Consider the following 14,291-nt stretch of genomic DNA (forward strand, 5'->3'; position numbering starts at 1 on the left):
CGTCCACCACGAGTGCTAGCAGTAGTGCTTGCAATAGTTAGCACCCTCTCCTATCCTGGGAAATGTCCACTGGAAAGGGAGGACGCAATGCCAGCGAAGTCGACGAACTCCGATGACGGAGATCGTGAATCATCCGGTGCCGCAGCCGGAGCAAGCGACTTGGCAGCTCGCGTCGTCAGCTCTGCGGCACACGACATCGGGGGGTTCATTCGTGCACAGCGGGAAGCCGCCCAAGTTTCGATGCGCCAACTCGCTCAACTCGCCGGCGTCAGCAATCCGTATCTGAGTCAGATCGAACGCGGATTGCGCAAACCGTCGGCGGACGTACTGGCGCAAATCGCCAAGGGCCTTCGAGTCTCATCAGAAGTGCTGTACGTCCAAGCGGGATATCTCGAGCAACGCCCGCACAGTCCCATCAGGGACGCGGTGTTGGCCGAGACGGCCATCAACGAACGGCAGAAGCAAGTACTGCTCGAAATCTACGACTCGTTCTGTCGCGAGAACGAGTCGTCAAGACCAGCCGCAGCGCCCGATTTCGCTGAATCGGCCGCAATTCCAGACACCGAGACTTCACTAGGAGAACAAGATGACTGACAAGAACGCCATCGACAGCGTCAAGACCTCGCTCTACGCCGCCGTCGGCGCAGGCGACCTGGTTGTCCAGGCCGTGGCCGATGTAGTTGCTCAGGTTCGTGAGCGCGCCGAGAACACCCAGGGCGATGTCAACGGCCGTGTCGACGGTGCTCGCGAGAAGCTCGCTTCCGTCCAGGGTGACGTTGCCGAGAGCGTCGATGCGCTGCGCGAGCGTCTCGCCGGCCTGCCGTCCGAGCTGCCCGAAGAGCTTGCCGAGCTGCGCGAGAAGTTCTCACCCGAGGAACTCCGCAAGGTCGCCGAGGCATACCTCAAGGTTGCCGGAGATCTGTACAACTCCCTCGCAGAACGTGGCGAAGACGCAGTCGAGCGCATCCGCAAGCAGCCCGCAGTCGAAGAAGGCATCGCTGCTGCAGAGTCGGCACTCGGCGACGCCGTCGAGCTGACCGAAGACGCACTCGGAACCGTTGCTCGTCAGACGCGCGCCGTGGGCGAGCAGGCTGCCAAGCTGGCCGGCCGCGCTGCCGGACGCATCTCCGACACCGCAGAAGAGGTCGGCGAGAAGATCTCTGACGCCGGTGAGAAGATCGCCGACGCAGGCGACGAGGCTGCACTGAAGGTCCTCGACCTCGGTGACCAGGCTGACGAGGCTTCCAAGGAAGCTGCCGCTCGCGTGACCGCTGCTGCTTCCGACGTCCAGGAGCGCGCGACCACCGCCGCGAAGAAGGCCGCTCCGGCCAAGGCTGCACCCGCCAAGGCTGCTCCGGCCAAGGCCACCGCACCGGCTCCGGCCAAGAAGGCTGCTCCGGCCAAGAAGGCCTGATTTGCCCAGCTCCACCTGACGAAGGCTCCCGCGCTCAGCCGAGTGTGGGAGCCTTCGTGTTCGTCGGGAACCGGATGAGAACTTAGGATGTAGTTGTGACTCAAGTCGATGGGTTAGTCGGTCTGATCTTTCTCGCACTCAAAGTGCTCGCATTGGTGGGTGCTGTCTACGCGATCGTTCATGCCGTCAGGCAGCGTCCTGACGCTTTCACCGCGGTCAACAAATTGACCAAGCCGATCTGGCTGGGAATTCTGATCGTCGCGGCATTGATTCTCTTGGCGACGTCCCCTGTCGGGCTCCTGGGCATCATCGCGGTCGTTGCAGTGTGCGTGTATCTCGTCGACGTTCGCCCGCGGGTGGACGACATTCAGCACGGCGGTTCTCGCTGGTAGTTTGCCGCACTCCCGCTCATTCCGAGCCGTGGTTCTCGGCTCATGGTGTGCTGCCCCACTCTTCTCGCCAACGCTGACAACGGGCGTTGTTCGAGTGATAGTGTCGGTTAACGGCAGTCACACATAGATTGCATCCGTCTGTCGTCAGCAGCAGTCAGGGGTAAATGCATGTCCAGTCGTTCGCGCACCACAGAGCTTCGAGTACTGGCAGGCGCCGTCGGAGTGGGAGCACTCGTCGCGGCCGTCGCTGGGATCCGTCATCGGCGATCCACGCGAGGGTTGACTCTGTCGAGCGACGTCGAGCCCAATGCACTCCTGAAGACTCCGACGCTCAAAGCTGACATCAGCGAACTGACCACCGACGACGGTGCGATCATCAATGTCCGGGCTTACGGTCCCGTCGACGGCGATCCGATCGTTCTCAGTCACGGCTGGACGTGCTCCACCGAATTCTGGTACCCGCAGGTCAATGCGCTTGCCGGCGAATATCGCGTCATCACCTACGATCAGCGCGGTCACGGCCGCAGCACCGTCGGCAATCTTCCGCTCGGCCCGGACGTCCTTGCCGACGATCTCTCTGCAGTGCTGGCGGCCACGGTTCGCGAGGACAAGAAGGCCGTCATCGTCGGTCACAGCATGGGCGGGATGAGTATCATCGCCTGGGCGGGTCGTCACCCCGACGAGGTCAAGAAGTACGCGTCGGCGGTCATGCTCGCGAGCACCGCGAGCGAAAGGTTGATCGCCGAGACCACGGTCATCCCACTGCCTAATCGTTTCCCTCGCGTGCCGGTCCCCGTGGGCCGCGCCATCCTCAGTTCGCCCGTTCCGTTCGTCTCCTCGGGCGCCATGACGAAGGCGATCCAGTACGTCTCGATGTCACCGAACGCGACCAAGGCCGAGATTCAGTTCTGCGAGAACATCGTTCGTGAGTGCAAGCCCCGCATCCGTGGAGGTTGGGGAGCAGCGCTGAGCACCCTCGACATTCACGAGGGACTCGACAATCTCGAAGTGCCGACCACGGTGCTCGTCGGTTCGCTCGATCGGCTCACTCCGCCGGTCCATGCGCGCAAGCTTGCGCAAGTCCTCGACGACGCCGGCAACCTCGAACGGTTGATCGTGTTGCCGGGCGTCGGTCACATGTCGTCGATCGAGAACATCGACGAGTTCGACAAGGAAATCGTGCGACTGCGCAATCTCTAGCGCAACGCAGCTCTAGCTGAAGACGACCGTCTTGCGCCCGTGGACCAGCACACGATCCTCGAGGTGCCAGCGCAGTCCGCGGGAGAGTACGAGCTTTTCGATGTCTCGACCCTGACGGACCATGTCGGCGACATCGTCGGCGTGGTCCACACGGATCACGTCCTGCTCGATGATCGGACCGGCATCGAGTTCGGCGGTCACGTAGTGGCAGGTGGCGCCGATCAACTTCACGCCGCGGGCGAAAGCCTGGTGATAGGGGCGGGCACCGATGAACGACGGCAAGAAGCTGTGGTGGATGTTGATCGCGCGCCCGGCCCAGTGCTCGCACAGTGATTCGGGCAGCACCTGCATGAATCGGGCAAGCACCACGGCGTCGGGATTGTGAGCGTCGACCAGGGCGCGGACCTTCTCGAAGGACGGTCCCCGTTCTGCCGCGTCCTTGGCGAACGGAACATGGTGGAAGTCGATCCCGTGGCGCTCGGTGACACTGCGCAGATCTTCGTGGTTTCCGATGACGGCGCTGATTTCTGCGGGGAGTTCCCCGCCCGCGGCGCGGCCAAGGAGGTCATGCAAGCAGTGACCTTCCTTGCTCACGAGCAACACGATCTTCTTGGGTGCGCCGGAGTCGTGAAGAGTCCACTCGGTTTCCGGACCGATCTCGGCCGCAACAGCTTTGAACCGTTCACGAAGCTCGTCGATGCTCATGCTCACCGACGATGCACGGACCGCCTGACGCGTGAAGAACCATCCGGTGTCGGCATCGGCGTGGTATGCGGCCTCCACGATCCATCCACCGACGTCGGTGAGAAAGGTCGAGATGCGTGCGACGATGCCCGTGGTGTCGGGGCAGCCGAGGGACAGAACATAGCGACGATCATCGATCGATGGTGCAGCGGTCATGCGGCCTAGTCTCTCAGGTGCGGCTGCAGCGACGGTCGCGTGGTGGTGTGCCAAGCTTTCCAACATGTCTGAAGCTGCACTCACTCGTTCCCAGGTTGCCGCGATGGTGGACCACACTCTCCTCAAACCCGAAGCCACCGCGGCCGATGTGACCGCCCTGATCGACGAAGCACGCAGCCTCGGTGTGCTGGCTGTCTGTGTCTCGCCGTCGATGTTGCCGATTCGCGCCGAGGGACTTGTGACGGCGGCCGTCGTCGGATTCCCGTCGGGGAAGCATCATTCGCTGGTCAAGGGTGCTGAAGCGCGACTGGCCGTCGATCAAGGCGCAGCCGAGATCGACATGGTCATCGACGTAGGAGCGGCGGTCGCCGGCGACTACAGCGCGGTGTTGGCCGATATTCTCACCGTCCGCGAGGCGATGGGGGAGAGTGCGATCCTCAAAGTGATCCTCGAAACCGCAGCGCTGTCCGACGAGGCCATCGTCGAATGTTGCCGCGCAGCTGTGCGTGCCGGGGCGAACTTCGTCAAGACCTCCACCGGCTTCCACCCCGCGGGTGGAGCGACGGTCGAGGCCGTCGCACTGATGGCGCAGACGGTCGGCCCGGGCGTGGGAGTCAAGGCCAGTGGCGGAATACGTACGACGCAGGCAGCGCTCGACATGATCGCGGCCGGCGCCACCCGCCTCGGACTATCCGGAAGTCGAGCAGTATTGGACGGTCTGGCCGACTAGGTCAGCAGGCCGCAGCTGTCCGGAACCGCCGAGGTGTTCTGGTTGTTCGCGTCGGCGACGGGCATGGCGTAAGCGCCGCCCTCCAACGAGATCAGGATAGCGTCGTCGGTGACGGTCAGCTTCGTGGGCTTCATGTCCAGCGGGTAGGTCTGCAGGCTGTCGGTGAGTGTCTGGACGATGCCGTCGACCAGATCGGTCGGCAGACCCAATCCGAGAATCTCGGCGCCGACGGTCTGGACGTCGACCACACCGTTGGTGACGGTGGGCTTGACCGTGAGCTTCGCGAGCCCGACCGGACCGACGTCGAACGCGAGTGTTCCGGCGCTCGAGTCGGCGGTGACGCCGGAGACGAGCCCGCCGAAGGTCTGTTCCTGCAAGGTGGCGAGAATGCCTGCGGTAGACCAGGTGACGTCGGCGCTGGAGCTGCCGATGGTGCCGCTGTTGCCCGCCGAGGGCTGCAAGTTGATGTCGTTCACCTTCGCGTGAACCTGCATTCCCGTTGCGGGGCCGAACGAAGAGTCGTCACTGTCGATGCTGATGTACGGCACCTTCTTGTCGACTGCCTGCAGGAGTACGGGCTTCCAGCTCAACCCGACGTCGACCTGGGATCCCAGTTCGCTCTGGAACTGATCGGCCATGCAGGTCTTCACCTGGTTGCGTACGTACAGTTCTCCACCGACGAGCGCCGCGACGAGTACGGCGATCACCACGAGAAGGATGATGAGCACTCGGTTGCGCGGACGAGGGTTGTTCGCTGCGACAGTCATTCGCCAGATTCTTCCCGACGAGTCTGAACGAACTCTGTGAATACGCACTTCCTCATTCCTGTGATGCGCGACACACTCGCCCGTAGTCTGTTCGAAACGGCGTTTTCGACGGTCACCGGAGGTGGTCATGGCTTCGGACTACGAATCACTCGAGCTGCTGGCGCTGCGACAGTGCGGATTTGTCACGGCTCTCCAGGCATCCGAACTGGGTTTCGGTCTGGCGTTGATGGAAGAAATGACGGAATCCGGAACATGGACATGTGAGTGTCGCGGACTTTTTCGCCTCGAACGCGTCAGACATACCGCCTTGGACGAGTTCGCGAAGTGGTGCACGTGGTTCGCCGGTAGCGCCACCGTCTCGCACTACAGTGCCGCAGATCTGCATGGCCTCGGGCACCTGCAACCTCGCTTCATTCACCTCTCCGTTGCGCACCCTCTCGCGGCGCCGACCCGTCAGGTAGCGCTGCACCGACTGCCGCTCGCGGACGACGAGTGTGAACAGATCGGGCCCATCCGCATCACCACGCCTTTGCGTACCGTGCACGACCTCGCTTCCGGTGGAATTTCTCAAGTCCTGCTCAACGAAGTAGTCGCCGATGCGGTCGCGATAGGTCGACTGGACGCGCACGAGCTGTATCTCTCGTGTGAGAACGCGAGCGTCGACGTTGCTGTTCGGGTCGAGTTGGCTCTGGCCGCAAGCCTGTAGCCGAGAGAGATCTTCGAGGCTCCTGCGACCTTCTGGCATCACGCCCGAAATCGAATATGACGCCGATATCAGAGATTTGTAAATCGCTATTTTCGGGCGACTGTTTTGTCTTTAGCGCAGGTAAGAACGCATCCAGATGTGCGGTTCGGGACGTTCAGCCCACTGTTATTGCAGTTCGGCGATGTCGCCGATGAACTAAATCTGCGAAAAGCGTAGTTACTTTACAGTCAATGGGATAACGTCACGGCATCGAAAGCAGACGGACGCTTGTCCTGGACGCCTGTCTGCCCCGTTGTCGAGAGGGATCTGGATGTCCGTGAGTGGTGTTCGTCGTGTTGTCGGTGGGTTGAGTGTTTTTGCTGTTTCTGCGGGCTTCGCGGTGGTTGCGGGCGTCGGGGTTGCTGGTGCGGCTCCGGTGACGGCGGAGTTCAATTCGAGTGGTTACAAGATCACACGAACGATCAGTAACGCGACGCCGTCGGAAGGTGATGTGATCACCTCTACGACAGTGTTCAAGCGGACCGACTTTGTGGTCAATTACCTCTACGCGGTTCGGGATTTTCATCCGTCGTGCATGACGTATGTCGAGGGCTCGGCGAAGGTGAACGGGAAGGCCTATTCCCCGGAAACGCCGGTGAGCGCTGATTCTGTGCGTGTGAGCGCGAGCATCACGGATTGGCCGTTGTATCAGAACAATACGAAGTCGTTCGAGTTTCAGTATCGGGTCGGCGCAGGATGTGAGCGCGGGACCGATCTGGCAAGCACAGTGCATTTCGACGGTTCGGCTTGGGTGAATGACACGACAAATGGTCGTGGTCCTTCGGTCAAGGTTCAGAAGAACGTGTCGACGACGGCACTTGCGCCCGTCGGTGGCGCTCAGGTGGGGCAACCGGTGACGTTGAGTGCGACGGTGACCGGTGGTGCCGACGGTGATTCGGTGGAGTTCTTCGACGCCGGTTCCAAGATCGGTGCGGGCGCGCTCGCCAATGGTGTTGCAACACTTGCCTGGACACCGACCACCCGTGGAGACCACTCGATCACAGCGAAGTTCGCCGACACGGCGCGTGCCGTCGGCTCCGCTTCGGCAGCGCTGATCGTGAACGTTTCGCAGGCCGATGCTCAGTCCAGCACGACTCTGGCGCCGATCTCGGGCGCGCAGGTCGGCAAGTCGACCAATCTCAAAGCGACTGTGTCCGCGTCGGGCACCGGTGGAACGGTCACGTTCAAGGTCGGCGGAACGGTGCTCGCTTCGGTGCCGGTGGCAGGCAACGGTGAAGCGACCTATGCCTGGGTTCCGACGGTCGCCGGTGCACAGACGGTGGAAGCCGTATTCTCCGGCAGATCCGGCGTCACTGGGTCGAGTACCACCGCGAATGTGACAGTCGCCGAACAGCCCGCCGGAACAACAAGCTCCACAACAGATCTCAGCGTAGTAGCGGGCCAGGTCGGCGTCGCCCAGACGATCTCCGCTCAAATCAGCCCCGCCAATGCGGGTGGCACAGTCACCTTCAAGGACGGCGAGACCGTCATCGGCTCGGCTACGGTCGATTCATCCGGAAAGGCCAGCCTTTCGTGGAAGCCCGCAACTCAGGGACAGCGAGTTGTCGCGGCGGAGTACTCGGGCGCCGGCACGGTGACGGCATCGTCCGATCAGGTCTCCGTCCAGATCGCCGCACCCGTCGACGGTGAAGAACCAGGCAACGGCACCGGTTCGCTGGGCAGCCTCGGCAACATCTTCGGCTCCTAGCCGCCGACACCTGGTGATGCCCCGCCCGCGTTCGGCGGTGGGGCATCACCCATTTCGCTCACTTCTCGAGAAGGAAAAGCTATGTCTGTAGGTTCTGCACGCCGTGCAGGTGCAGGTTTGAGTGTGTTTGCTGTTGCTGCGGGTTTCGCGGTGGTTGCGGGTGTCGGGGTTGCTGGTGCGGCTCCGGTGACGGCGGAGTTCAATTCGAGTGGTTACAAGATCACACGAACGATCAGTAACGCGACGCCGTCGGAAGGTGATGTGATCACCTCTACGACAGTGTTCAAGCGGACCGACTTTGTGGTCAATTACCTCTACGCGGTTCGGGATTTTCATCCGTCGTGCATGACGTATGTCGAGGGCTCGGCGAAGGTGAACGGGAAGGCCTATTCCCCGGAAACGCCGGTGAGCGCTGATTCTGTGCGTGTGAGCGCGAGCATCACGGATTGGCCGTTGTATCAGAACAATACGAAGTCGTTCGAGTTTCAGTATCGGGTCGGCGCAGGATGTGAGCGCGGGACCGATCTGGCAAGCACAGTGCATTTCGACGGTTCGGCTTGGGTGAATGACACGACAAATGGTCGTGGTCCTTCGGTCAAGGTTCAGAAGAACGTGTCGACGACGGCACTTGCGCCCGTCGGTGGCGCTCAGGTGGGGCAACCGGTGACGTTGAGTGCGACGGTGACCGGTGGTGCCGACGGTGATTCGGTGGAGTTCTTCGACGCCGGTTCCAAGATCGGTGCGGGCGCGCTCGCCAATGGTGTTGCAACGCTTGCCTGGACACCGGCTGACGTCCGAACCCACAGCGTGACGGCCAAGTATCTCGGTAATGCAAAGGTGGCGACTTCCACGTCGTCGGCTGTCGACGTCGTAGTGTCCGAAGCGGACAAGAGCACTGCAACCGCGATCACCGGTCCCGCAAGTGCAGTTGCAGGTGAGTCCGTGACCGTCGAGGCTACGGTGTCGCCCACTCCGGCGGGTGGCACGGTGCAGTTCAAGGACGGTGCAACCGACCTCGGCGGCGCCGTTCCCGTCGATGCCAACGGCAAGGCTTCGCTGACGAATTCCTATGCAGTCGGAGCGCATTCGATCGTGGCGGTGTACTCCGGTTCCGGTGTCTACCAGACTTCGACGTCGGCGCCACATGCGTTGACAGTCGCTCCGGTGGTGGTCGAGGAGAACACAACGACTACCCTCGTCGGCCCGTCGACAGGTTCGACAGGGGAGGCCTTGTCGTTCACTGCCTCCGTCTCGACCGGTGCTGCAGGCGGAACCGTGCAGTTCAAGGAAGGTGGCAGGGATCTGGGATCCCCGGTTCCCGTGGACGCCTCGGGTAAGGCAACAACCACGCCGACCTTCAACGTGGCGGGTGAGTACAGCATCACCGCAGTGTTCTCGGGTTCGGGTAACTACCTGGGCTCGACATCGAACGCCCAGACCGTGAACGTCAAGGCGCCGGCTCCCACCGACCAGCAGACCCAGACGGTCTTGACCGTTCCGGCGGATGCAAAAACCGGTACGGCAGTTGGTCTGTCGGTAACCGTCACGCCGACGCCGGTGGGCGGCACAGTGCAGTTCAAGGACGGCGCGGGCAATCTCGGCTCGCCGGTGCCGGTCGTCGAGGGCAAGGCGTCGATCATGCACGAGTTCGCGAGCGTCGGCACGCATGACATCACGGCCGTGTACTCGGGTGCCGCGGGATTCCTCACCTCTACCTCGGCTGCTCAGTCGGTTTCGGTCACGGCTCCGGCCGCGGAGGATCAGGAAACGTCCATCACCGTGAGCGCTCCGGCGTCAGCGGTCAAGGGCGCGAAGGTCGATCTTGTTGCGGCAGTGGTACCTACGCTCAGCGCAGGAACGGTTCAGTTCATGGACGGAACCACCCCGATCGGTGGACCAGTTGCGGTGGTGAACGGTAAGGCCACGCTCTCGCACACCTTCACCGAACTCGGAGATCGCCGAATCACCGCGGTGTTCAGCGGAACTGACGGCTATCTCGGTTCCGAGACCCAGGCCGCAGTCACCGTCAAGGTCACGGCAGAGTCCGACGGCGGCGATCCCGGCAACGGCGGCAGTTCGACCGGTTCACTGGGAAGCCTGGAAAACATCTTCGGGTCCTAGCCCGACGCCTGCACACGGACGCCCCGCCGCGGAGAACACCTCCGCGGCGGGGCGTTTCCCGTCTGTGAGTTCAGGGATTCGGCGCTACGACGTGCCAGGGCACGGTCAGGATGCAGTCACGAAGACGTCGCCGCGCGGGCTGCACGGGAATTCCTTGCGCCCGAAGAATTTCCAATGCGGCAGCCCAACGATGGCGAGGTCCGAACGAGGCGTGCGGCGCGGCGGTGGCCCAGGCTCGATCGGCCGCGCTGAGCAACGCGTGGATCGGCTCACCGGGAACGTTGCGGTGGATGAGAGCCTTCGGGAGACGTTCCGCGATGTCGGAAGGGCGCTCGATGTCGAAGGGATCCCAGGCCAGTGTCAGGGTCAATGGACGATCAGCGTCGAGAAGCACCCAGGCGCAACGTCTCCCGAGTTCGTCGCAGGTTCCGTCGAGTAGCAGCCCGCCCGGTGCGAGACCGGACTGAATGTGTGCCCACGCAGAGTCCACAGCCTCCTCCGGGTACTGCCGGAGCACGTTGAAGGCGCGTACGAAGACGGGTGTGAGACCGGCAAGTTCGAATCCACCACGGGCGAAGCTGACACCGTCACGACTCTCGACCACGCGGGCGGGGTCGATCTCGAGCCCGATGACGCGTCGATCCCGCCGGACAGCGGTGAGGCGGCTTGCCATCTCGAAGGTGGTGTCCGGCCTCGCCCCGTACCCGAGGTCGACGATCAACGGATCGGTCGCGTTGTTCAGGGCGTGCGCGATAGTGCGGTTGTGCACGATCCACCGGTCACTACGTCGCAGTCTGTTGATTCCCGTCGTGCCACGGGTGATGACCCCCTCGATCTTCGGGGGTGGAGCTTTCTTCACGGCGGGTTCAGCGTGCGGCGAGCCAGGTCGCGGTGACCTGGGCTTCGGTGCGGAACAGATCTACGAGGTTGATGAGCATCAGTTGCTCCAACTTCGCGCCGATGAACGGTATGAAGACCTTGGCCTCGGACGTGGTTCGCAGCGTGGACCCGGTATCGGTCGCGAACAACTCCATGGTGCCGGACAAACTCCCCGGCCCGGCCGGGATGGACGCTTCGTACGTTCCGGTCACGGTGTCGCCGAAGGCGCCGTACGACTCCTTACGAGTGATGACAAGATCCTTCTTCATCACTGTCTGAGCGATGTCGGGCAAATCCGTGCGCGGAAGAATGTGGTGGAGCACGAGATCGATTCCGGAATCGGTGACCTCGAAATGTTCCACATGGTTCTCGGAATGCTTGCGCATCTCCTCGACACGGGCCTCCCAGTACGAGCGGTCCGCCAGCGCCGCATAGACCTGCTCGGGGGAGTGCTGATAGCGGGCGGAGTAGTCGATGCGGCGAGCCATGATCGAAAAGAATACCGGTTACACGCTGTGACAAGCCAAATCGGCTGTATCCACAACTGCCGCCGCCCGCAGGGTTTTACTTCGCGATCCACTCCCGGGTGAAGTCCTGTTCGGCCTGGATGAGCCGGACAACCTCGTCGACAATCGCACTTTCGATCTTTCCGCCGAGGAACGGGATCTTGACCTCGACCTCACCGTCGATCTCGAGAGTGGCGGAGTTCTCGTCACCTGTCAGCACCTGCGTGCCCTCGACACGGGCGGGAACGCCGTCGACGTGGGCGGAGAAGGTGCCGGTGGCCTTGCCGTCCTTGAAAGGCGCCATCGTTTCACTGCGCTTGATGACGATGTCGCCGTTGACGACTTTCGACACCATGCTGGGGAGATGCTCTGCGGCAATGATCTGCGACATCGTGACCGCGACGGTCTCGTCGCGAACGGTCAGCTCTTCGATCGTTGCGCCGGGACCACCGACAGCGACGATTCGGTCGCGCCAGTACTGCTCGGAGGTCACCGCCTCATGGACCTTCTCGGCGGGGACTGTGTACTTCGACGAATGCTCGATGCGACGGCTCACGATTGTGGAGGCTACCGTTTATCGATGTGTGGGACGTAACCATTGGCAGACGCGTCGTGGAATCAGGCGCTTTCGTGTCCGAGAACGTTGACTTGTCGGGATTGACGACGCTCCGAATCGGGGGACCGGCGCGGCTGCTCGCCGAATGTCCGACGACGCAGTCGTTGATCGACGTCGTGACGCTGCTCGATCGCGAGCAGATCCCGACGCTGATTCTCGCCGGCGGATCCAATCTCGTGATCTCCGACTCGGGATTCGACGGAGTTGTCGTTCGTGTGGCCAACACCACCGTGAGCCTCGACACGGACCGCGTCGTCGCCGAAGCGGGCGCGGTGTGGGACGAAGTAGTCGGTCAATCGGTCGCCGCGGAACTGGGTGGCCTCGAGTGCCTGTCCGGGATTCCGGGCTCGACCGGTGCGACGCCGGTGCAGAACGTCGGCGCGTACGGCGTCGAGGTGGGCTCGCGACTCCGGCGAGTTCAACTGCTCGACCGACGCAATGGCGAAGTGTCGTGGGTCGAACCGTCGAAACTCGACTTGGGTTACCGGTCGAGCGTCCTCAAGCATTCGGACGCAGCACTGGTTCTCGCCGTCGAATTCGACGCGTCGACCGACGGATTGAGCGCCCCGCTCGCGTACCGCGAACTGTTCACCGCACTGGGGGCAGAAGAAGGCGAGCGGTTACCTGCGTCGCAGGTCCGCGAGGCAGTTCTGGGACTTCGGACGGGTAAGGCGATGGTGCTCGATCCGTACGACCACGACACCTGGAGCGCGGGTTCCTTCTTCACTAACCCCGTGGTGCCCGACGACAAGCTGCCTGCCGTGCTCGCAGCCATCGCCGAACAGCTCGGCGACGTCACCGTGCCGCAGTTCCCCGGCAGTGGTGGAACCAAGCTCTCGGCCGGATGGTTGATCGAACGGGCCGGATTCTCGAAGGGTTATCCCGGCGAAGATGCACCGGCCAGGCTGTCGACCAAACACACCTTGGCGTTGACCAACAGAGGGTCCGCAACGAGTGCGGATGTGGTCTCGCTCGCGCGGGCAGTGCGCGACGGAGTCGAGGCCGCGTTCGGCGTCCGCCTGGAACCGGAACCGGTAACTGTGGGCTGCACCGTCTGATTCCTGACAGAGCCCGCAGGTAGCCTGTTGAAGTGCATGAGCTGGGTGGTAGGAGAAGTCGTTCGCGTCTTGTTGCGTTGGTAGCTGTATTGCTCGCTGTGATGGTGGCCGTCGTCGGCTGCACGATCGGCGGCAAGGACGGACAGGGCGGCGCGGCGGCCGCCGAACCAGCACCGGTGGCGACTGTGGTGTCGACGCCGGCGCCCGGCACCAAAGATGTCAGCCCGGTCGCTCCCGTCTCGGTAGCCGTGACCCAGGGAACGCTGTCCGACGTCAACCTCAGCAACGCAGCCGGTAAAGCCGTCGCCGGACAACTGTCGCCCGACAAGACATCGTTCACCGTCAGTGAGGCACTCGGCTACGGCACCACGTATTCGTGGTCAGGCTCGGCAACCGGAACCGACGGTAAATCCGTGCCAGTCCAAGGGAGCTTTACGACGGTTGCCCCGGAGTCGACCACTGGCGCCACCCTCAACATCGCCGACGGCCAAGAAGTTGGTATCGCGGCACCGATCACGTTGCAGTTCGACAACTCCGTCGTCGACAAGGCGGCCGTCGAGAAGGCGCTTGTCGTGACCACCGTGCCGCCCACCGCCGGATCGTGGGCTTGGCTGGCCGACGACAACGGCGGATCGCGGGCCCATTGGCGTCCGGCCGATTACTGGGTGCCGGGCACGACTGTCCATCTGGACGCCAAGCTCTACGGCTTGAACTACGGCGGTGGCGCCTTCGGCGACCAGGATCTCACGCTCGACTTCACGATCGGTCGTAGCCAGATCGTGAAGGCGAATGCGCCCAGCCACCGCATGCAGGTGGTGCGCGACGGTCAGACGATCATGGACATTCCCGTCAGCTACGGCGAGGGAAACGAACCTCGCAACGTCACGCGCAGCGGCATTCACATGGTGACGGAGAAGTACGAAGACTTCATGATGTCCAATCCGCCGTTCTACGAGAACGTGCGTGAGCGTTGGGCCGTGCGCATCTCCAACAACGGCGAATTCATCCACGCCAATCCTGAGACCACCGGGGTGCAGGGCTCGTCGAACGTCACGAACGGTTGCATCAACCTGTCGACATCCGACGCGCAGGAATACTTCGGAACCGCCCTCTACGGTGACCCCGTAGAGGTGACCGGCACGTCGATCGACCTGTCTCCTGCGGACGGCGACATCTACGACTGGGCAATCGATCTGCCGACCTGGAAGTCGATGTCGGCACTGCCGTAACTCTGTACTGCGGTAAATCCGTGGAT

At 62.7% G+C, this 14,291-nt stretch carries 15 protein-coding genes; 10 read left to right on the forward strand and 5 right to left on the reverse strand.

The window, feature by feature from the left end; all coding sequences use genetic code 11:
* Positions 1 to 87: 87 nt before the first annotated feature.
* The 4 genes from BH682_RS07905 (at position 88) to BH682_RS07920 (ending at position 3,006) form a co-directional block, all read left to right on the forward strand.
* On the forward strand, positions 88 to 594 hold the full coding sequence (locus BH682_RS07905; protein WP_003941483.1) for a helix-turn-helix domain-containing protein: 507 nt from the start codon (positions 88 to 90) through the stop codon (positions 592 to 594).
* The gene (locus BH682_RS07910) at positions 587 to 1,414 is read left to right on the forward strand and encodes a heparin-binding hemagglutinin (protein WP_003941552.1); all 828 of its coding nucleotides are present in this window, start codon (positions 587 to 589) and stop codon (positions 1,412 to 1,414) included. Before BH682_RS07905 ends, BH682_RS07910 begins: the two co-directional genes overlap by 8 nt.
* A 95-nt stretch (positions 1,415 to 1,509) precedes the next feature.
* Positions 1,510 to 1,806: a DUF2516 family protein gene (locus BH682_RS07915; RefSeq protein ID WP_003941505.1), complete on the forward strand. Its 297-nt coding sequence runs from the start codon at positions 1,510 to 1,512 to the stop codon at positions 1,804 to 1,806.
* 168 nt (positions 1,807 to 1,974) lie between these two features.
* Positions 1,975 to 3,006, forward strand: coding sequence for an alpha/beta fold hydrolase (locus tag BH682_RS07920; protein WP_021333908.1), 1,032 nt, complete (start codon positions 1,975 to 1,977; stop codon positions 3,004 to 3,006).
* Positions 3,007 to 3,018: 12 nt separating this feature from the next.
* Here the strand turns inward: BH682_RS07920 and purU are convergent, their stop codons facing one another.
* On the reverse strand, positions 3,019 to 3,906 hold the full coding sequence (purU, locus tag BH682_RS07925) for a formyltetrahydrofolate deformylase (RefSeq protein ID WP_075832620.1): 888 nt from the start codon (positions 3,904 to 3,906) through the stop codon (positions 3,019 to 3,021).
* Positions 3,907 to 3,970: 64 nt separating this feature from the next.
* On the opposite strand from purU, the gene deoC reads away from it, so the two are divergent.
* The gene (gene deoC, locus BH682_RS07930; RefSeq protein WP_047268935.1) at positions 3,971 to 4,636 is read left to right on the forward strand and encodes a deoxyribose-phosphate aldolase; all 666 of its coding nucleotides are present in this window, start codon (positions 3,971 to 3,973) and stop codon (positions 4,634 to 4,636) included.
* Here deoC and BH682_RS07935 read toward each other — a convergent pair.
* On the reverse strand, positions 4,633 to 5,403 hold the full coding sequence (locus tag BH682_RS07935; protein WP_075835195.1) for an LmeA family phospholipid-binding protein: 771 nt from the start codon (positions 5,401 to 5,403) through the stop codon (positions 4,633 to 4,635). The two genes, deoC and BH682_RS07935, sit on opposite strands and share 4 nt — an antisense overlap.
* Before the next feature lie 127 nt (positions 5,404 to 5,530).
* Between BH682_RS07935 and BH682_RS07940 the strand changes: the two genes are divergently transcribed.
* The 3 genes from BH682_RS07940 (at position 5,531) to BH682_RS07950 (ending at position 9,977) form a co-directional block, all read left to right on the forward strand.
* A complete protein-coding gene (locus BH682_RS07940; protein ID WP_003941523.1) occupies positions 5,531 to 6,109 on the forward strand; it encodes a type IV toxin-antitoxin system AbiEi family antitoxin domain-containing protein in 579 nt (192 codons plus the stop codon).
* A gap of 310 nt (positions 6,110 to 6,419) precedes the next feature.
* Entirely contained in the window at positions 6,420 to 7,856 is a 1,437-nt protein-coding gene (locus BH682_RS07945; protein ID WP_075832622.1) for an Ig-like domain-containing protein, read from the forward strand.
* An 81-nt stretch (positions 7,857 to 7,937) separates the two neighbouring features.
* Positions 7,938 to 9,977: an Ig-like domain-containing protein gene (locus BH682_RS07950; protein ID WP_075832624.1), complete on the forward strand. Its 2,040-nt coding sequence runs from the start codon at positions 7,938 to 7,940 to the stop codon at positions 9,975 to 9,977.
* A 70-nt stretch (positions 9,978 to 10,047) separates the two neighbouring features.
* Here BH682_RS07950 and BH682_RS07955 read toward each other — a convergent pair whose 3' ends face one another.
* The 3 genes from BH682_RS07955 to BH682_RS07965 form a co-directional block, all read right to left on the reverse strand.
* Positions 10,048 to 10,836 (reverse strand): hypothetical protein, encoded by a 789-nt coding sequence (locus tag BH682_RS07955; protein ID WP_007735354.1) that lies wholly within the window; start codon positions 10,834 to 10,836, stop codon positions 10,048 to 10,050.
* A gap of 7 nt (positions 10,837 to 10,843) precedes the next feature.
* On the reverse strand, positions 10,844 to 11,344 hold the full coding sequence (locus tag BH682_RS07960; protein ID WP_007735352.1) for a DUF2505 domain-containing protein: 501 nt from the start codon (positions 11,342 to 11,344) through the stop codon (positions 10,844 to 10,846).
* A gap of 76 nt (positions 11,345 to 11,420) precedes the next feature.
* Positions 11,421 to 11,918, reverse strand: a complete 498-nt coding sequence (locus BH682_RS07965) for a DUF2505 domain-containing protein (protein ID WP_003942023.1) — start codon at positions 11,916 to 11,918, stop codon at positions 11,421 to 11,423.
* 74 nt (positions 11,919 to 11,992) lie between these two features.
* Here BH682_RS07965 and BH682_RS07970 point away from each other — a divergent pair, with 74 nt between their 5' ends.
* Both BH682_RS07970 and BH682_RS07975 read left to right on the forward strand, forming a co-directional pair.
* Entirely contained in the window at positions 11,993 to 13,036 is a 1,044-nt protein-coding gene (locus tag BH682_RS07970) for a UDP-N-acetylmuramate dehydrogenase (protein ID WP_007735350.1), read from the forward strand.
* A 32-nt stretch (positions 13,037 to 13,068) separates the two neighbouring features.
* Positions 13,069 to 14,265: a L,D-transpeptidase gene (locus BH682_RS07975; RefSeq protein ID WP_039973478.1), complete on the forward strand. Its 1,197-nt coding sequence runs from the start codon at positions 13,069 to 13,071 to the stop codon at positions 14,263 to 14,265.
* Positions 14,266 to 14,291 lie beyond the last annotated feature (26 nt).

Source organism: Rhodococcus sp. YL-1, assembly GCF_001942025.1.
Taxonomy (GTDB): domain Bacteria; phylum Actinomycetota; class Actinomycetes; order Mycobacteriales; family Mycobacteriaceae; genus Rhodococcus_F; species Rhodococcus_F qingshengii.